Here is an 18,484-nt window from a genome sequence, read left to right on the forward strand (position 1 = left end):
GAGTCCGGCTTTTTATCAGGCAGCGCAGCGATTACAGCGCCATATCCTGTTTGGCTGAATCTGCGCGCGGCTTGGCTTGCGCAGGGGCATCAGACTGCTCGCCCATGTTGATCACTGGCGGCTTGGTCAGCTGCAGCGTCTCTGCGGTGTTGTCCCACACTTGCTGGGTCAGCGCCACGTTGCCGTTCAGCTTCTGGCCAAAGCTTGGGATAATGGCGCGGATTTTTTCCTGCCACTCTGGCGAAGCAAACTGCTCAGGGAACAGCTTCTTCATCACATCCAGCGTGATTGGGGCCGCGGTTGACGCACCCGGAGACGCGCCCAGCAGGGCAGCAACGGTTTTCTGCTTGTCAGTGACAATCTCGGTGCCAAGTTTCAGCACGCCGCCTTTGTCCGCATCTTTCTTGATGATCTGTACACGCTGACCAGCCTGAATCAGCTTCCAATCTTCTTTACGCGCATTAGGGTAGTACTCTTTCAGCGCCGCAAAGCGGTCATCGTCATTCAGCATCACCTGACCGATCAGGTATTTCACCAGGTCAAAGTTATCAATGCCAACGTGGGTCATCGGTCCGATGTTGCTGGTTGTGGTGGCACTCAGCAGATCAAACAGCGAGCCGTTTTTCAGGTACTTGGTTGAGAAGGTCGCAAACGGCCCAAACAGCACCACTTTTTTCCCGTCAAGGTTACGCGCATCGATATGCGGTACGGACATCGGTGGTGCGCCCACGGAAGCCTGGCCGTAAACTTTCTGCAGGTGGCGATTGGTGATTTCCGGGTTCTCGGTCATCAGGAAGGAGCCGCCGACCGGGAAACCGCCGTAGTTATCACCTTCTGGGATGCCGGTTTTCTGCAGCAGCTTAACGGCGGCACCACCTGCACCAATAAACACGTATTTCGCATCAACCGCGCGATCTTTACCGGATTTCACGTCTTTGATCGTAACGTGCCAGGAGTTGTCGCTGTTGCGTTTGAAATCGGTCACTTCCGAGGAGGTTTCCAGCGTGAAGTTCTGATCTTTTTTCAGGCTACCGATCAGCTGACGGGTGATTTCACCGTAGTTCACGTCGGTGCCCACTGGCGTCCAGGTGGCGGCCACTTTCTGGTTCGGGTCGCGACCTTCCATCACCAGCGGCGCCCACTGCTCAATCTGCTTGTGATCGGTGGAGAACTTCATGCCCTGGAACAGGGTGGTTTTCTGCAGCGCAGCGTAACGTTTGGTCAGGAATTCAACGTTCTTATCGCCCCAGACAAAGCTCATGTGCGGCGTTGAGTTGATGAATGAACGCGGATCGTGCAGCACGCCACGCTTAACCTGAGCCGAGAAGAACTGGCGGGAAATCATGAACGCTTCGTTGATTTCCAGCGCTTTGCTAACGTCGATTGAACCGTCTGCGCGCTCTGGCGTGTAGTTCAGCTCCATGTTAGCAGAGTGACCCGTACCGGCGTTGTTCCAGCCGTTAGAGGATTCCAGTGCCACGCCGTCCAGGCGTTCTACCATCAGCTGTTTCCAGCCCGGTTGCAGTTCTTGCAGCCAGGTGCCGAGCGAGGCGCTCATGACGCCGCCGCCAATCAGCAGCACATCGGTTTTTTCGGGCGCGTTTTCAGCGTGAACCACTGAAGAAATAAGCAGCGCTGCCAGCGAAAGGGCAGGCGCGATTTTTTTTAGGTGAGTCATTCTGATCCTGATGTTTACTGTGCAGGTGAACGTTAAAAATTCGCTGAGCAAATTAAAAGATTGTTACGAAAAGATTAATCTGTTTTTAGTTAATAAAGTATTTATGCGGGTTTATTAAGTTTTGTAACAGACTAAAGGGAAATAACCACAGGATTCAGGGAAAGGTAGCGGAATATCCGCTTACGATGCGCGGGTATTCTTTATATCTGGCTGCGCGACTTAGGTCAAATTAAATACGCACATGAGCGAAAAGCGGCCTTTTCGCGCACTACAAAACAGCAAGGAGCAGAATCAAGCCTGCCTGATAGTTTGGCAGGCTTAATGAGGTAAGGGAAAACACGTGTTCACATTTGCGCCGCGTTATCATGAATATGGTAGAGCGTTGCCGTTGCCGCCATGACGCACTGGCCGTCGTGCGCCGGTTCGTGGGTTTCTACGTCGGTGATGTGATATCCCACCGCGCCTGCTGCCCGTGCTTTACGAATGATGGCGTCGGTTAATTCTTCCATCGAGGTCGCCCAGCTGACGGATGTCACGCCGACAGGATGCAGTGAGGATAATTCGCGATGGGTGAGGTCCTGACGAATCAACACCGGTTTAATCTGCTGTGGGGTAAAAATAGAGATCACATCGTTAATCAGGGCTTTCATGGCGTTGCTCCTCAATTAATCATCACTGAGCCGTTTAAAAACGGAATTATTTTTTGCCAATATCGTTTTTCGCGCAGCGATTACAGCGTGCGTTCAATGTTAATAAACACCGATTGGCACCGACCGTTTTGGCTAAAGTTGCTAAAAAGTTGTTAAGAAAGGTTCAGCCACAACTCCGTGAATATTTGGGGAATATTCTTGCATCTGCTTACATTTACACCGCATCGCAAAAGTGAAAATAAAAGCAGTGCAGCCAGCTGCAGACGGAGGAAATAACCTGAATGCCTGTGGGGCATTCAGGTGAGAGATTAAAACTCGCGCTGACCGCCGAGTTCAATAACGCGGTTAGGCGGAATGCTAAATTGCTCATGGGCACGCTGGGCGTTGCGTTGGCAGAAATGGAAGATACCGCCGCGAATGCGCAGCAGACCACGGCGTTTTTTCATCACCAATGTATCGTGCGTAGTGAAAAACGATGCTTCATTCAGCGTGCAGCCAAAGCCTTCCAGGCCGCACAAGTGCAAGATCTCCGCCATCGAGGGCACTTCTCGCCAGCCGTAAGCCGCCGTCACTTGCCAGAACGACGGTGAGAGCTGAGTGATGCGCACGCGTTTTTGATTGTAGACGCGCGGGGTTTCCGTGGTGCGGATGTGCAGCAACACGACCCGCTCATGTAATACGCGGTTGTGCTTGAGATTGTGCAGCAGCGCCTGCGGAATTTCATGTTCTTTGCGCGCCAAAAATACCGCGGTACCGGGCACGCGCTTAGGCGGGGTGGTCTCCAGCGAGCGAATCATGGCCTGTAAACTTTCTGGGTCGTTGTCCAGGCGGCGAATCAAGCGGTTGCGTTCCGTGCTCCAAATCAGCATTAAGCCCATCATGATGAGCGCCAGAATCACCGGCACCCATCCGCCGGAGAGTAATTTCATCAGGTTCGAGACAAACAGCGGCACATCAATCGTCAGCATGGCGACGAGGAACACCAGCGCCAGCGGTACAGGCCACTTCCAGTTACGCAGCGCCACCACGCCGATCAGGCAGGCGGTAATGACCATGGTGCCGGTCACCACAATGCCGTACGCCGACGAGAGGGCGGAAGATTGCTTAAACGCAACGACAATGACGGTCACGGCGGCGAACAGCAGCCAGTTCACGACAGGAATGTAGATCTGTCCTGATTCGGTGTTAGACGTGAACACAATGCGCATGGGCGGCAGAAAGCCTTGGCGAATCGCCTGATGCGTGAGGGTATACACACCCGAAATCACCGCCTGTGCGGCGATCACCGTAGCCAAAGTCGACAGAATGATCAGCGGGATCTGTGCCCAGGCCGGTGCCAGGTTGAAAAAGGGGTTATCGAGCGCCTTCGCATCAGCAATCACCAGCGCCCCTTGGCCAAAATAGTTCAATACTAAGGCCGGCATGGCAATCACCAGCCAGGCCAGACGAATCGGCGCCTTACCCAGATGTCCCATATCCGCATACAAGGCCTCTGCGCCGGTCACCGCCAGGACCACCATACCCAGCGCCGCAAAGGAGAGCGCTTCGTGGGTATGCAGAAAATCAAACGCGTAAGCTGGGTTCAGCGCCTTCAACACGGTGGGATTGAGGGCGATGCCGTGCACGCCAAGCAGGCCAATGGAGATAAACCACACCAGCATCACCGGCCCAAACACGTAGCTGACCTTTTCCGTGCCGTGTTTTTGTATCACAAACAGCAGGGCGAGAATGGTCAACGCCAGCGGCACCACATATTTGCCGAGCGAGGGCGAGACAACGTTAATTCCTTCAATCGCAGAGAGCACAGAAATGGCGGGCGTAATCACGCCATCGCCATAAAAAAACGCGCTGCCCGTTAAGCCCGCCAGCATGATCATGGGGGCGATCTTGCTGCTGACATGGCGACGCGCCAGCGACATCAGTGTCAGGATGCCGCCTTCACCGTCGTGATCGGCACGCATCACAAAGCAGACATATTTCAGGGTGACGATGAGCGTCAGCGCCCAGAAGATCAGCGACAGGAATCCCATGACGGCGGTAACAGAGGGCGCGCCATCGGGCAAAATCGACAGGCACTCTTTTAAGGTGTAGAGCGGGCTGGTGCCAATGTCACCAAACACGATCCCGGCGGCCGCAATCATGCCTGCGGGCAGGGAAGCTTTCTTTGTCTGACTCATAGTATTCCTGATGGTAGCGCACGAAACGGTAAGCTTTATGGTCGCGAAAATACCTGTTTATTCAGGAATCTGATAGAGGATGGCGAGAGAGTGAACAGGATTTTTACGGCAATGCGTTAAATTTTTACACCTTTTTTATACCGCAGGAAAGCAAAGCCGCAGCGTGAGAGAAAAAAGGCAGCCGGAGAGGCTGCCTTTATCAGGTTACCAGCCTTTGATGATGTCGCCTTTGTAGATTTCGTTGGCTTTATCCAGTACGGGCTGTGATTGAAATGCTTCTTTGAGTTTTTGGATATTCGGACTGTCTTTGTTGTCTTCGCGCGCCACAATGGCGTTGACGTACGGGGACGCCTTGCCTTCCATGAACATGCCGTCGCGCGAGGCAGAGAGGTTCACCAGCGCTGCAAAATTATTGTTAATAATGGAAAGGTAAACCTGCGGATCGTCGAGGGTACGCGCCAGCTGCGGCGTGTCGACTTCAACAATCTTTAACTTTTTCGGGTTGTCGGTGACGTCCAGCGTGGTCGGCAGCAGGCCCGCCTCCGGCTTCACTTTCAGTAAACCCTGCGCCTGCAGCAGCAGCAGGCTTCGTCCCAGCGTGGTGGCTTCATTAGAGAGCGTTACCGTCGCCCCGTCTGGCAATTCCTTAAGCGATTTGATTTTGCGTGAATAGCCGGCAATCGGGAAGACAAACGTGTTGGTCACTACGGCGAATTTATAACCGCGCTCTTTAGACTGCATTTCCAGATACGGCAGGCTTTGGAACGCATTGGCGTCCACGTCTTTATTGAACAAGGCTTCGTTGGGCTGTACGTAATCGTTGAACGCCACCACATCCACGTCGAGCTGATATTTGTCGTGCGCCACCTGTTTGACCGTTTGCCACAGCGCTTCATCGGGCCCGGTATTGATCGCCACTTTGATTTTATTGTCGCTGTTGTTATCGCAGGCACTGAGCAGAGAAACCGCGGCGGCCAGTAAGGACGTGATGAGTATTTTTTTCATTATGCCGATTCCTTCGTGTAAGTGGTCTCGGACTATATTATACGTCTGGACGTCTGTACATCCGTCACTGATGCGATCGGTGCTTTTTTGTTCGGTTTGTGGTTGCTCAACGCCAGTCGTCACAAGGCCAGATCGATAAACGCATGAAGATCCTCAAACGCCTGCTGTCGCGCGTGTTCGTCCGTCACCACAATAAGGAGATCGGCATAGCCATTGAGCATCGCGCTGAGCTGACGGGCGATTTGATGTGCATCACCTGCACGAAATACCCCCGCTTGCATGCCGCCCTCGATAATGGCGGCCATGGCCCCGTTCCAGCGCTCGGTAATAGTGGTTGCCAGCGCAGCATAAGGCGACTCCAGGGTGGCTTTGCGCCAAAGCGAACTGTAAAGCTGCCACTCTGCATCCGGCTCTTGGGGAAGATGGCTGGCAATAAATGCCTCAAGCTGCTGCCTGTGCGGTAGGGTGCTTATCTGCTGGTTAAACCGCGCCAGATCCCGTTCCGCGAACAGGGTACAGGCTTGCACACTGAGCGTCGTCCAGTCAGAGAAATAGTGATAAATGTGGCTGCGCGACACGCCCAACGCGGCGGTTAACTCACGTGTCTTCACATTCTCCATGCCTTTTTCACTGAAAAGCGCGATGGCGGTTTCTAAAATTTTTTCGCGTAATCCTGATCCTGACGTTTTCATCACCACGGTCCGTTGACCTTGAGCGGTTGCTCAAATACAATTTATCGAGTTTGAGCAACCGCTCAAGTTTATTGAAATTGAAACGATGCAAATCATACCTGAAAATCTCACCCCTGCGGTCACGCGCAGCGCCGCGAGCACGCTTAAAGCGCTGGCTCGCCGTAATAAAAAGAAACTGCTGTTTACCCTACTGTTAGTGGTAACAGAAAACGTGGTTTACCTGCTTTATCCGCTTCTGGCTGGATTCGCCATCAATGCCATCATGGCGGGTAATGCCCTGCATGGCCTGTTTTATGCTGGACTGGTGTTTGTCATGTGGTTGATCGGTGCCGCGCGGCGCACCATGGATACGCGCACCTTTGCCCGCATTTATGCCGAATTAGCGGTTCCGGTCATTCTTGCACAGCGCCAGGAAGCCCATACGCACTCCGCTATCGCGGCACGCGTGACGCTGTCACGCCAATTTGTGGATTTCTTCGAAACCCATTTGCCGATGCTCATCACCTCCACGGCCTCAATGTGCGGCGCGGTGATTATGCTGCTGACCCTTGAGCCGTGGTCAGGACTGACGTGCCTTATCCTGCTGTCACTGTTTGCTGCCGTGCTACCCGGCTGGATGCGTCAAAACGAGCGTCTGATTACGCGCATGAACAATCGCCTTGAGCGCGAAGTGGGGTTTGTTGGTCGTGCAGGGGAAAAAACCTTGCTACGCCACTATCGTTTTTTGGCGCGCATGCGCATCCACTTGTCCAACCGGGAAGCGTTGGGGTTTTTACTGATCGGTGGCGCTGCTGCAGTGCTGTTTGCCGTCTCTATCGCTTTAATGGCGCTGAAAGGTGGCTTGAGCGCAGGCCATATCTATTCGGTGATGACCTATTTATGGATGTTCGCGATGAGCCTCGACGACGCGCCGGCACTGCTGGAGAAATATGCGCAGTTAAAAGAGATCGGTAAGCGCATTAACACCGGTTTAGCCTAAACAGCGCAAATAGGTTGCGGCGGAGTCTCGCACGCTCTGCTGCGCCTGTTCCGTAATTTCCCTCGCCTCAAAGGCACCATAGAGCTGCGTAAACTGCACCGCCTCAAGGCGCGCCATCAGCGTTTCGACGGCGCCCGCCGAAAGCGGCAGCATATTCGGGTAACTCCACATAAATGACACGCAATCGGCGCTGGGTGCGACCTGAATGATATCGCCGCTTAAGATCACACCCTTGTGCTGCGACCAGTGCAGCACGCATCCGCCCGCAAAATGGCCGCCGAGGCGCAGCAGTTGAACGCCTGGTAACAGATCCAGGCTGTCGCCCTGCCACGGACGTATCCAGTCGCTCTCTTGCATAATCCATTGGCTATCGTCAGCGTGCAAATAAATGGGAGCCGAAAAAGCCGCGGCCCACGCCTGCATGGTGGTGTAATAGTGCGGATGCGAAATGGCGATGGCGCTGAGTCCGCCAATGGCTTGCACCAATTCCAGCGTGGCGCGATCGAGATTAGCGAGGCAGTCCCACAAAATATTGCCCTGCGGCGTTTGCAGGATGAACGCGCGCTGATTAATGGCAAACGCGGGCACGGTTTGCAGGCTCAGTAATCCCGGCAGGTGCCATTGCCATTTGTTCTGGTGCGTAGCGTTAAGTGTGTTGAGCGGCAGCCACTGCTGGCCGGTAGACGGCACAAACTGACGCGCATCTTCACAGATTTTACACTGCGCGGGCGCCCCGGCGGTGTCGTCGTAGCCGGTGCCGCAGGCGCGACAAAGAACAGTCATTGCTTAACTCCTTTCGTCATGATTGGGTTTAAGCATAGCCTGTCAGGCGAAGGTTACTGCGGCGGCTGCAGTTGATATATCCAGGCCGTCACCTTTTCGCCATTCTCTGTGGAGACCGTGACCTCAACGCGATCGTAACCGGCTTCAAACTCATCCAGCATGGGCCAGTGTGCCTGCAATTGGTCTGAAAAGAACAAGTAACCGGAAACACGGTCGCCGTGGCTATTGAGTACAATGCCGGGAAAATCCGCCGCTGCGCCCCAGCCGCGCGCGTAGTAGGTTCCCGCGACGCTGCCGGACTGCCATTTGCCGCCGATGTTTTCCAGAATGTGCGCGTTGGCGTGACCGGGCTGTAGCGTACCGTAGACAAAAAGCGGTTTCATGACTCCCCCTGATAAAATCAACAAAACCGTGACTTTAGCGAGCCAAAACGCGGTTGTCATCTCAGACGCATTGTAGAAAGTGAAACGGCCTAACGAGGCCGAAGGTGAGCAATGCCCGGATATGTGCATCCGGGCGAAGGGCAGGGGACAACAATCAGCCGTGAAGTTTAGCCAACAGCGCTTTTGCAGCCGCCTCCGAGCTGGCGGGGTTCTGTCCTGTTACCAGATTGCCATCTTCTTGAACGAATACACTCCAGTCGGCGCCCTTGTGGTAGTGCGCGCCCAAGCGTTTAAATTCATCTTCTACCAGGAACGGCACCACGTTGGTTAGCTCAACGCCTGCTTCCTCACCGTTCGTAAAGCCAGTGACGTTACGGCCTTTAACCAGCGGCTCACCGTTAGCGCCCTTCACGTGGCGCAGCACGCCCGGCGCGTGGCAGACAAAGCCGATGGGTTTGCCTGCGCGATCAAAAGATTCAATGAGCGCAATGGAGGTCGCAGACTCGGCCAGATCCCACAGTGGACCGTGACCGCCAGGATAGAACACCGTGTCGAACGCATCCTGCTGCACCGTCTCCAGCTTCACGGTGTTGGCCAGCGCCTGCTGCGCCGCGGCATCGTTCTTGAAACGCTGGGTAAACTCTGTTTGAAACTCGGGCTGATCGCTTTTGGGATCCAGCGGCGGCTGACCGCCAGCCGGTGAAGCCAGCACCACATCAGCGCCCGCGTCGGTGAAGGCATACCAAGGCGCGGCAAACTCTTCCAGCCAGAATCCCGTTTTTTTACCGGTGTCGCCCAGCGTATCGTGCGATGTGAGAACCATTAAAACTTTCATCATTTCCCCTTGGTCAGGTGTACAAAGTAGAAAGTGTAGAAGAGGTTTCAGTTTTAGCGTAACGGCGGCTTTGCCTGCGGCGAGCAGCCGACGTTATGGTTAAGTCTGCGCCCTCGTTCACGACGAACGCATGAGGCGCTGGTGTTTTTTACCCATGTTCTTCTGATTCACATGAAAGGCCACAGGGTGCGTCTTTACGTCAGTTCATTCCTTTAATAAAAGCCGGAGGGTTGAGCATCCACCACGTATATAACCCCCAACCTATGGCACTGCATATCAGCAAGATAGCGCCCAGATTAAGCAGGCCTGCCGCAAACTGGCGCAGACTGCGGTGCGCTCGAGGAATGAGGCGTAAGCCTGCAAAACCTATAGCAAGTAATATGCAACCAGGAATAATGGGATAGTACATAAGATTATCAGCGTCCTTTCTTTAAAAGTATGACCGTTTGAGAGTTATAAATGTATATTGTGTTGCCATGAAATTAATTGAAAAAACATTATCGCGGTGAGATATTACATAGCCAATAAAAGCCTGTGATGTTATGCAATATATTGCCATAAATACACGTAATTATTGAGATGCGTCGTTGATCGAAGGTATCTTCTCTCCGTAGTAATCGCGAATCAAATCCGCCCTTGATGCTTTAATAGCAACAAATTGCGCGTCCGGTGGTGCACCAGGCGGTAAAAAAAGAATAACGGCTTCAGCGTTCATCATTTTTTCATAAAATTCTAAATGAATCAGGAATGCGCGGAACGCATAGCGCGGTAGGCCGCGAATGGCCCATTCTGTGGGATCAAGACCGGCTTCATTGAAAAGCCGTTCTGCGTGCGCCCTGGAAAAGGTGAGAGGAATAATACCTTTACCGGTTATCGGATCTTTTTGACCCCAGTGCGTGCCCGTAATGCTACCGTCTCTCAGCTCCATAATGATCCAGAACGGTTCACCCACATAGGTTTCATCAGGCAGCGCAACGGTTTTTATCCGCTCCGCGAGTAAAATATTAAAAGCAGGCAGATCCCGAACCAACAAAGGCAAAATGTCCCAGTGTCGGGCGAAGGCTTCCGCACCACTTTGATAGCCATTACGGGAGACCATAACGCCCGTGATATTGCCAATATCGCGCAGTTTGGATTCAAACTCTTGAATTTGACTTTTTGAAACCGGCGTTGCCCAATCTTTGCACTCAATCGCAACCCGATGGCGGATGCCTGCTTTCATAAATTCGTAATAAACGTCAATCTCATGCTGCACGCCCGATTTTCCTGTCATGAAAACGCGATTGGCTACCACAACGCCCTCATCACGCATATTGAGCAGGTGTGAATAGACGCGTTGCACATCTTTTTCTAAAGCCGTTCCAGGTTTCATTATCACTTTCTCTTTGGCAGTGAGCTCGCAATAGGTGCAGACATCATTTTTCTTTTTATCTTATTCGATACCGCCGCCCTTTGTTAATGCTTGTTAACAAGAGAAATAACGTTGAACGCTTTTATCGTGTTAAAAAGGGATAACAAAGCCGCTGTGCTAACCCGTTACGGAGCAGAAATGAGAACGCAAAAACGCTGCATGGGATATATCGCTATCGTGGTCGACGACTATGACCGAGCGATTGAGTATTACACCAACACGCTCGGTTTTACGCTACTGGAAGATACACCGCAGCCGGGTAAACGCTGGGTTGTGGTGACGCCAAATCCTGAAAGCGATTGTCACCTTCTTCTTGCCCGCGCCTCAAACAGCCGGCAGGAAAGATTTGTTGGCGACCAATGCGGCGGACGGGTGTTTTTATTTTTGCAGACCGATGACTTTTGGCGTGACTACCACGCGATGAAAGCCAAAGGCGTCACCTTCTGCCAGGAACCGCGTGAGGAGGAGTACGGGCAGGTTGTGGTGTTTGAAGATATTTATGGCAATCGCTGGGATCTCTATCAGAACGCGACTCGGTGAATCCGTTCGCGTCACGGCGATAGCTAATGCATTAGTCGAAATAGGGCGCTAACACCGTTTGCGTCCAGTGCATAAACGCCCGAACGCGCTGCGATAAATTGCGTCTGTGGGCGATTACAAAATGGTGGTAACACGCTGTATCTGAATGACATGATGAATTAGCTAAACAGTGATATGACCAAGTTGGGTGCCTACCTTCAGTGCGTATAACATTGATTATGTTAAATTAAACATCTAATCTTAAGTACGCTTCGCCCTACCTCTGTTTAATCCCAATATGCCTAAATCCAATGCCAATGGTGTCAACGCACGCCAACCTTATATAATAAACATTATATAAGGCCAGACAGATGACCATGAAGCCTGTATCATGCGGATGCACTCGATGCTTGAACCTCATCGGTAATGTATATGTGCGGCAAAGTATACTGGCTTAGGTCAAAAAAGCGGCAGCGCTACGCGAAATCTAACGGGTAATATCCCTGCGCATTTCGCAGAATTCACGTAGCGATGTCAGTCTTCAAAAAAATATTGAATACCATGACTGAGATTACTGATTTTACGGGTTTGATCTCCGCTGAAGAGACGCTCACCGAGAAACTCGCCGCATTTGTTCGCCATCGCGAGGCCTTTTCACCGAATACCTGGCGTCAGCTACTCAGTGTCATGCGAATGAGCTGGCGTTGGTGTCAAGAAAATCAGCGTTGCTTTTTACCTATGGCGCCGGAGGATCTGCAAGATTATCTGTTTCATCTGCAGGCAATGGGACGGGCCACGTCAACCATTTCTGTGCATGCAACGCTTATCGCGATGTTACACCGTAATGCCGGATTGATTCCGCCTACGGTCTCGCCTGACGTAGTACGTGCGCGGAAGAAAATTAACCGCACGGCCATTGTGGCTGGCGAACGTATTGGACAAGCTGTTCCCTTCTGCCGTGAAGACCTGATGCAGCTCGATACGCTTTGGAAACACTCATGCCGACTGCAGCAGCTGAGAGATTTGGCCTTTGTCCATGTTGCCTATGGCACATTACTGCGCATGAGTGAGTTATCCCGCCTCAAAATAGGTGATATTACGCAGGCCCCGGATGGACGTCTTTTACTCGACGTTGGTTGGACAAAAACCATTCTGCAATCAGGCGGTATCGTTAAAGCATTGAGTAGGCGCGCATCTGAACGATTGCGAGAATGGATACGCGCGGCAGATCTTACCAACGCGCCGGATGCGGTGATTTTCTGTCCGGTCCACCGATCAAATACCCTCACCGCAATCGCTACCGAGCCGATGAGCGCCCCCTGCCTCGAAGATATTTGGCGCCGCGCGCGGCGTGAAGTGGGCGAAAGGTTCCGCCTGAAAACCAACAAGGGACGCTATGCCAGCTGGAGTGGACACAGCGCTCGCGTAGGTGCTGCCCAGGATATGGCCAGAAAAGGGATATCCATTGCGCAGATTATGCAGGAAGGCACGTGGACACAAACGCAGACGGTGATGCGCTATATCCGTAAGGTAGAAGCGCACCGCGGCGCAATGGTTAACATCTTAGAAGACGAAGAGGAGTAAGTCTTAATAAGCCATTTAACCTATTGCCATCTGGTGTTCGCGTAAATCAGGTCTACAAGCGACACTATAACAGGATGCCGCAGTACACCTGAAAACTGCGGATTTTCGATACGCTTTGTTCTGACAATCAAAACAAAACGTTGTATGTGGATGCAAACATTTATGCAGCGTGCACTAACCCATTCAATTGCCTAAAGCTAATCCGTTGACGTCCGATAATTCTTAAGCAACTGGCTTGAATACAATGGAAAAGCGATGAAAAGGATTGAACGGGACTTCATTTGTTTATTTAACTGCTTTTGGTATCAGGACTTTCCGGTAAGCGAGAATGATGGACCTATAAATCGCGCTAACTGGACTATTCATATCGGTCTTGTGGTGAGGCAGTGTGCGAAGTTGCTGGGCGCCCGCGCATTTTTCGAGCAGGGTAATCGTACAGATGCTGTTATTCGCTATCCGGATGAGAATAAGTCACTGTTAACAAATATTGAGTGGGAGTGGATTTCCGCACACAAGCCCCGCGTCAATGAGCTGGAAAAGCTGAGAATTGAGAGTGGCGCGCCTTTCTTTTCAACATTCATTTCCTATAGTCGCAAGGAACACCTTACGGAGGTCTTGGACAGAGCAAAAGCAATATGGAATGGTGCTGAAAAGCCCTTGATTTTATTCATTATCACTTTCCACGTAAAAGGTCGTGATCGAATTTTTGAAGAGCTTCAGACCTATTTCTTTGCCCGTAACACCGTAAAAAAAATTCGTGCCCAACCTGCCCTGCCCTGGCAAGTCACGCGTGCCAAATATAACAATTCGATTGACGCCGACTAACCGAATGGCCAGCAAAACTTGGTATCTCGCAGACATTACTCCCCCTAAACGTGCGTGAATGAAAACCTCCACCTTCACGAATCCCTAAACCCCTCTATGTTTTGAGGGGGCTGGGACAACCCGTCGTTAACATGCCCATCATGTGCATTGGCGTCTCTTTTCACCGCCTCTGCGTTCATTCTCTTTTCTCATCAATTTAACGCTTGAACGTTATGTTAAATGAGGCGTCTTGTAGGCCTGTTCCTACCTTTAGGGACCGGTGTGCTGATGGTAGCAAGTGATTAACAATGCGATCCTTGGAATGTGCTTGACGTGAACCACACTACCGCCGACCTCAATGCAGTCTTATTACATCAGCGATTTAAGGGAAACATTGACGTGGATAAAAAAAACACCTGGCGTACTATCGGGCATTACCCGTTATACCGTACGCCGCTTATGATTGTCGGAATATTTTATTTGCTTATTTTTTTTATGAACTCCATCGTGTTTATGGAGTGCCTATTTTGGTAAAAGAGTCAAATAGCATCCACAGCGTGAACGTCATTTTTTTAAGGTAATGCGGCTCCCCCGCTGTCGTACGTTTCGTGGCGAGTCTTCACGCTCTCGGTTGGGCTATGCTCTGTTTGGAGGCGCAAAATCATGGCTAAATTTATGGTCGTTGATGATCACCCCTTGGCGGTAATGGCGATTAAAACGCTGTTGGAAAATGAAGGACATCAAGTGGTGGCGGAAACGGGTGATTCTCGTCGCGTACTGCATTTGATTGAGCAGCATGCGCCTGAAGGGCTGGTTCTGGATATCGATCTGCCTGATAAAGACGGAATTGAAGTATTAAAGTCTATACGCGATAAAAAAATAATGATCCCGGTCATCGTAATGAGCGGAAAAAACGCCGAACATTATGCGTCAGAAAGCATTCGCTACGGTGCTAATGGATTTATAAGCAAAAAAAACCAGCTGGAAAACTTAATAATGGCGGTGAAAGCGGTATTAGGGGGTTATACTTACTTTCCGCTGCAACAATACGACCCCCCAAATAAAAAGGGTGAGCACAACGATGGTGGTAAAATTCGTCAACTCTCGACGCGGGAATACCAAGTGCTTGAAATGTTATCTGAGGGAGCTGAAATTATTGAGATTGCGGCTCAACTGGAGATAAGCAATAAAACCGTGAGTACTTACAAGGCGCGCATAATGGAAAAACTCAGCCTGCGAAATCAAAAAGAGCTGCTCGATTTTGCGCGTATAAACCATATTAGTTAACCCTCATGCGCACTTTTTGGCTTTTACTATTTCTGTTGCCAGCCGTGCTTGTTTACGCAGGCGAACGCCCCGTGCGACTCATTCCCAGCCAACCGATATCGTTCGATATTCCCAGCCTCAGTGCGCAGGACTGGAGCTGGTTGGGCATGAAACGAGAAATTGTGGTGGGGATTTATGGCCCTATTCGCCCCCCCATTATTCGGCTCAATCCCTCAGACGAGCTTTCAGGCTATTTGCCCAACCTGCTGCAGACGTTGTCATTCAATCTGGGCCTGCGCGCCTCCGTTGTCTATTTTGACACCTTCGACGCTGCGGCAGTTGCGTTGAAAAATAAACGCATTGATATCCTTTTTCAGCCTCCCGCCAGTGGTCAAGTTGCTCTGGATAACAGCGTTAGCATCGATATTTTTCCCGCGCATTTTGTGGTGGTTAGGCGTGAAGGTAACTTGTTCAATTTTCATCGCGACAGCGCTGTTCCTCCCGTCACGGCGCTGCTGCGTGATGAGACGCCGCCAAATGGCGCAGATAGCAAAATCCGCTGGTTCAACTCACCCCAATTAATGCTGGCCTCGGTTGCGCTCGGCACCAGTAATCGCGCCATTCTGCCTGCCAGCGAAGCGGATTATTTGATTGAGCAAAATTACGCGAATACTCTGCGTATTATTGCTCGCGCGGATGATATGCCCAAGCAAGCCTACCGTTTTATTATCTCCAATACGCAACAGGCGCTAATACATGGTATTGAGGCAGCGCTCAGCGGTTTTCATACACATTCGGTGAATGGTGAAAACGCATCGCAATGGGAGCGTGACAATATGGCGCGTTTCCTGGCGGCGGACATTATGCTGACGCCAGCTGAAAAGCTTTGGCTAAAGCGCAATAAACGGGTTGGCGTAGGCGTTTCCTCCCTTGACTCCCCTTTTTTTATTAATGAAGGAAAAGACAAATTCCAGGGTATTGCTCCCGATCTCTTAGCGCTAATTGGCATTAAAACCGGCATGGAATTTTATCCCTTAACCCGCGAAAGCGGTGCGGACGAAATTATGCTTACGGGCCCCTTTGTGGTCAGCGTTCAGCGCGAAGAAAATTATCTGTTGACGAATCCTTTTACCTGGTCGCCAGAAGTATTAGTGACCCGTATCAATGAAGACGAACTGCCGGAGCGTCCGCGCATTGCAGTCGATCCACGCCATGGTATTAACCCCTGGCTGCTGGAAAAATATCCCCATGCACAGTTAGTGGAGGCGAGCTCTCCTGCCTTAGCGCTGAAATGGGTTGATGACGGAATGGTTGACGCGGCGGTGAATACGCTGATCAGCAGCAAATACATTATTCAACGTTTATTCGAAAATAGTCTGCAAATAAGAGATGTATTGGCCACAAATAACAACGCACCCATCGCTTTTGGCGTGAGGCGTAATCAGCCTGAGCTGCTCAGCATCATGAATAAGGTCCTGGCGACCTTACCTTCAGATATTACCTTAAGCATTTTAGGCCGCTGGCAAGGGGCACCGGTGGCACGGTTTAATACGTGGACATTCTATCAGCGTGAATACAAGCAGGGGTTAACCGTCACGCTGCTCGTGCTGGCCGCCACGCTCACCTGCGCGCTGATTTTATGGCGTCAAATTTGGTATAACCGCCGCACCCGCAAACAGTTAAAAGAGCAGCTACGCTTTCGTGATTTTGTGATCGATAGTCCTCCTCGGCCAGTGTATCTGGCGGATAACAACGGAACCATTCTGCACAGTAATAAAGCGTTCCGAGAATTTTTCAGCGCGACGTTGCGTGAGCGCCTGAGCCTATCTCTATTTGATCGCCGTCATCCTCTTGCAGAAATATGGTTGGCTTGCCTGGCAACAGAGGCACAGGAAGATGGCGGTAAAGATCTGCGGTTTTCACTTGATAACGGGCAAGGTGTCCGACATATCCAGCACTGGATGATGCCGTACATCAATAGCCAAGGCGTTGAAGATGGCATTATTGCGGGTTGGGCTGACGTAACTGAATATCTCTCGTTGCTCGACGAGCTTTCGAAGGCCAGAGAAATCGCAGAGACAGCGAATCAAAGTAAAAGCCAATTCCTTGCCACCATGAGCCATGAAATCCGCACGCCGTTGAGCGCCATCATCGGTTTGCTGGAATTACAAAGCGCACGTAAAGATGGCAAAACGGATACTGAGTTGCTCGCCACGGCAAGAGAGGCATCGCGTAACCTGATGGCGCTGATCGGCGACATACTGGATATGGCCAAAATTGAAGCGGGTCATATGGAGCTGCAGCCAGAGTGGGTGACGCTTGATGCAATCACGACGCCGGTGGTGCGTGTCTTTACCAACCTGGCGCGACAGAAAGGCCTGCATCTCTATCATCATCTCAGCGGCAAGGATCGAGAGATATTCGTTGATGCCGTGCGTTTAAAACAGGTGATGATGAATTTGGTCAGCAATGCCATTAAATTCACAGAAAAAGGCGAAATTTGCATCCAATGCCAGTTAAGTAATGTGCCTGGTGCCCTTAAAACCCTAACGATTACGGTTGCGGATAGCGGCAGAGGTATGACGCCCGAGGCCACTGAGCGCGTTTTTCAACCTTTTGAGCAGGCGGAGAAACGTGAACGAATCGGAACGGGGCTGGGATTGCCCATCAGCCGCGACATCATCACCCTGATGCAAGGGGAGATTTCATTAGAAAGCACGCTCGATCAAGGCACAACCGTGCGTATCACGCTACCGGTTGAAACCCGGACGTCAAACCTTATTCGTTCAGAGGCGGAGCCCGAGGACATGCCTGCACAACACGGCGCCTTACGGGTATTGATTGTTGACGACCATCCTTCAAATCGTCTGCTGCTTTCGCGTCAGCTGGGGTTGTTAAATCACCGGGTTATTGAAGCGGAAGACGGCGAAGCGGGCTTACTGGCATGGCGTCGCCATCAGCCCGATGTCATCATTACCGATTGCAGTATGCCGCTGATGGACGGACCTGAAATGACGCGCCGGATTCGTCAGGAACAAACGCAGCCGGTGACGATCCTCGGTCTGACGGCCAATGCGCAGGATTCTGAGCGCGAGCGCTGTCTCAAGGCCGGAATGGACGCGTGCCTTTTCCGACCGCTGGAATTGACTCAACTGGCGCAAGTCCTGAGCAAACTGCGTCCTGCGCCGACTATCAACGTCAATGCCGTTCCCGAGGAGTGGGTTGATGTGGAAAAGCTCAACCGCATTTTACCTGGAAGCATTTCAGCGCAGTGTCAAATGCTGACGGGCGTAATAGTGCAAAGCAACGACGATATTGCTGCGTTAAAGCAGTGCTGGCGGGCACATGACGTCGAGCAATTTAAGCGACTGCTACACCGTTTAGTGGGGACATTGAGTGGTCTGGGGATCACCACGCTGAGCGAGCAATTCCGTTTTATAGAGGAGTTAGTGGAAATGGACGAAGAGTGGGAAACCCTGGGTCGTCATGTTGATAAAGCCGAAAATTTACTGCACGATTTTACGCAGGCTTGTTGTAAATAATTATTGTAGGAAATGGATTACACCCGCCTACTCTGCCGCTGATGTTCAACAAATAATATGTTTGTCAAAATTTCCTCACTGCGGAAAAGATTAAAAACCTTTCCCCCTTCCGCAGTGGGGTATCGCTCTGCTTCGCAGCGGGTGTTTAGACAAACATAGCTGGATTGTATTGAACA

Annotated in this window: 15 protein-coding genes and 1 pseudogene; 6 read left to right on the plus strand and 10 right to left on the minus strand. The window is 51.5% G+C overall.

Going from position 1 to position 18,484, the window contains the following annotated elements:
- Positions 1-31 precede the first annotated feature (31 nt).
- The 5 genes from mqo to LU196_RS14375 all read right to left on the minus strand — a co-directional run bounded on the left by mqo (position 32) and on the right by LU196_RS14375 (position 6,202).
- On the minus strand, positions 32-1,678 hold the full coding sequence (gene mqo / locus LU196_RS14355) for a malate dehydrogenase (quinone) (protein WP_232760395.1): 1,647 nt from the start codon (positions 1,676-1,678) through the stop codon (positions 32-34).
- 344 nt (positions 1,679-2,022) lie between these two features.
- Positions 2,023-2,328, minus strand: coding sequence for a DUF1471 domain-containing protein (locus LU196_RS14360; RefSeq protein WP_232760397.1), 306 nt, complete (start codon positions 2,326-2,328; stop codon positions 2,023-2,025).
- 308 nt (positions 2,329-2,636) lie between these two features.
- Positions 2,637-4,505 (minus strand): low affinity potassium transporter Kup, encoded by a 1,869-nt coding sequence (gene kup / locus LU196_RS14365; RefSeq protein WP_232760399.1) that lies wholly within the window; start codon positions 4,503-4,505, stop codon positions 2,637-2,639.
- A 204-nt stretch (positions 4,506-4,709) separates the two neighbouring features.
- Entirely contained in the window at positions 4,710-5,510 is an 801-nt protein-coding gene (locus tag LU196_RS14370; RefSeq protein WP_232760400.1) for a MetQ/NlpA family ABC transporter substrate-binding protein, read from the minus strand.
- A gap of 119 nt (positions 5,511-5,629) precedes the next feature.
- Positions 5,630-6,202, minus strand: a complete 573-nt coding sequence (locus LU196_RS14375; RefSeq protein WP_232760402.1) for a TetR/AcrR family transcriptional regulator — start codon at positions 6,200-6,202, stop codon at positions 5,630-5,632.
- An 85-nt stretch (positions 6,203-6,287) separates the two neighbouring features.
- Here LU196_RS14375 and LU196_RS14380 point away from each other — a divergent pair, with 85 nt between their 5' ends.
- On the plus strand, positions 6,288-7,181 hold the full coding sequence (locus LU196_RS14380) for an ABC transporter six-transmembrane domain-containing protein (protein ID WP_232760403.1): 894 nt from the start codon (positions 6,288-6,290) through the stop codon (positions 7,179-7,181).
- Here LU196_RS14380 and LU196_RS14385 read toward each other — a convergent pair.
- From LU196_RS14385 to LU196_RS14400, 4 genes are all read right to left on the minus strand, one after another.
- A complete protein-coding gene (locus LU196_RS14385; RefSeq protein ID WP_232760404.1) occupies positions 7,173-7,964 on the minus strand; it encodes an MBL fold metallo-hydrolase in 792 nt (263 codons plus the stop codon). The two genes, LU196_RS14380 and LU196_RS14385, sit on opposite strands and share 9 nt — an antisense overlap.
- Before the next feature lie 53 nt (positions 7,965-8,017).
- On the minus strand, positions 8,018-8,347 hold the full coding sequence (locus LU196_RS14390; protein WP_232760406.1) for a gamma-glutamylcyclotransferase family protein: 330 nt from the start codon (positions 8,345-8,347) through the stop codon (positions 8,018-8,020).
- Positions 8,348-8,501: 154 nt separating this feature from the next.
- Positions 8,502-9,182, minus strand: coding sequence for a type 1 glutamine amidotransferase domain-containing protein (locus LU196_RS14395; protein WP_232760408.1), 681 nt, complete (start codon positions 9,180-9,182; stop codon positions 8,502-8,504).
- A 571-nt stretch (positions 9,183-9,753) separates the two neighbouring features.
- Positions 9,754-10,554 (minus strand): restriction endonuclease, encoded by an 801-nt coding sequence (locus LU196_RS14400; RefSeq protein ID WP_232760410.1) that lies wholly within the window; start codon positions 10,552-10,554, stop codon positions 9,754-9,756.
- 177 nt (positions 10,555-10,731) lie between these two features.
- On the opposite strand from LU196_RS14400, the gene LU196_RS14405 reads away from it, so the two are divergent.
- Positions 10,732-11,133: a VOC family protein gene (locus LU196_RS14405; protein ID WP_232760412.1), complete on the plus strand. Its 402-nt coding sequence runs from the start codon at positions 10,732-10,734 to the stop codon at positions 11,131-11,133.
- Between the two features lie 31 nt (positions 11,134-11,164).
- On the opposite strand, the pseudogene LU196_RS14410 reads toward LU196_RS14405, so the two are convergent.
- A pseudogene (locus LU196_RS14410) lies at positions 11,165-11,254 on the minus strand (LysR family transcriptional regulator); the annotation flags it as partial.
- A 419-nt stretch (positions 11,255-11,673) separates the two neighbouring features.
- Between LU196_RS14410 and LU196_RS14415 the strand changes: the two are divergent.
- From LU196_RS14415 to LU196_RS14430, 4 genes are all read left to right on the plus strand, one after another.
- Complete coding sequence (locus LU196_RS14415) at positions 11,674-12,696, plus strand: tyrosine-type recombinase/integrase (RefSeq protein ID WP_232760413.1); 1,023 nt, start codon at positions 11,674-11,676, stop codon at positions 12,694-12,696.
- A 255-nt stretch (positions 12,697-12,951) separates the two neighbouring features.
- Entirely contained in the window at positions 12,952-13,521 is a 570-nt protein-coding gene (locus tag LU196_RS14420) for a hypothetical protein (RefSeq protein WP_232760415.1), read from the plus strand.
- Between the two features lie 642 nt (positions 13,522-14,163).
- Complete coding sequence (locus tag LU196_RS14425) at positions 14,164-14,787, plus strand: response regulator transcription factor (protein ID WP_232760416.1); 624 nt, start codon at positions 14,164-14,166, stop codon at positions 14,785-14,787.
- Between the two features lie 71 nt (positions 14,788-14,858).
- On the plus strand, positions 14,859-18,308 hold the full coding sequence (locus tag LU196_RS14430; protein ID WP_232760418.1) for an ATP-binding protein: 3,450 nt from the start codon (positions 14,859-14,861) through the stop codon (positions 18,306-18,308).
- The last annotated feature ends 176 nt before the right edge of the window (positions 18,309-18,484 follow it).

The sequence above is a fragment of the Pantoea sp. Mb-10 genome (assembly GCF_021272205.1).
Taxonomy (GTDB): Bacteria; Pseudomonadota; Gammaproteobacteria; order Enterobacterales; family Enterobacteriaceae; genus Pantoea.

Excerpts from the sequence above, each read along its gene's own strand:
- mqo (WP_232760395.1), bottom strand. The coding sequence starts at position 1,678 with ATGACTCACCTAAAAAAAATCGCGCCTGCCCTTTCGCTGGCAGCGCTG.
- LU196_RS14360 (WP_232760397.1), bottom strand. The coding sequence starts at position 2,328 with ATGAAAGCCCTGATTAACGATGTGATCTCTATTTTTACCCCACAGCAG.
- kup (WP_232760399.1), bottom strand. The coding sequence starts at position 4,505 with ATGAGTCAGACAAAGAAAGCTTCCCTGCCCGCAGGCATGATTGCGGCC.
- LU196_RS14370 (WP_232760400.1), bottom strand. The coding sequence starts at position 5,510 with ATGAAAAAAATACTCATCACGTCCTTACTGGCCGCCGCGGTTTCTCTG.
- LU196_RS14375 (WP_232760402.1), bottom strand. The coding sequence starts at position 6,202 with ATGAAAACGTCAGGATCAGGATTACGCGAAAAAATTTTAGAAACCGCC.
- LU196_RS14380 (WP_232760403.1), top strand. The coding sequence starts at position 6,288 with ATGCAAATCATACCTGAAAATCTCACCCCTGCGGTCACGCGCAGCGCC.
- LU196_RS14385 (WP_232760404.1), bottom strand. The coding sequence starts at position 7,964 with ATGACTGTTCTTTGTCGCGCCTGCGGCACCGGCTACGACGACACCGCC.
- LU196_RS14390 (WP_232760406.1), bottom strand. The coding sequence starts at position 8,347 with ATGAAACCGCTTTTTGTCTACGGTACGCTACAGCCCGGTCACGCCAAC.
- LU196_RS14395 (WP_232760408.1), bottom strand. The coding sequence starts at position 9,182 with ATGAAAGTTTTAATGGTTCTCACATCGCACGATACGCTGGGCGACACC.
- LU196_RS14400 (WP_232760410.1), bottom strand. The coding sequence starts at position 10,554 with ATGAAACCTGGAACGGCTTTAGAAAAAGATGTGCAACGCGTCTATTCA.
- LU196_RS14405 (WP_232760412.1), top strand. The coding sequence starts at position 10,732 with ATGAGAACGCAAAAACGCTGCATGGGATATATCGCTATCGTGGTCGAC.
- LU196_RS14415 (WP_232760413.1), top strand. The coding sequence starts at position 11,674 with ATGACTGAGATTACTGATTTTACGGGTTTGATCTCCGCTGAAGAGACG.
- LU196_RS14420 (WP_232760415.1), top strand. The coding sequence starts at position 12,952 with ATGAAAAGGATTGAACGGGACTTCATTTGTTTATTTAACTGCTTTTGG.
- LU196_RS14425 (WP_232760416.1), top strand. The coding sequence starts at position 14,164 with ATGGCTAAATTTATGGTCGTTGATGATCACCCCTTGGCGGTAATGGCG.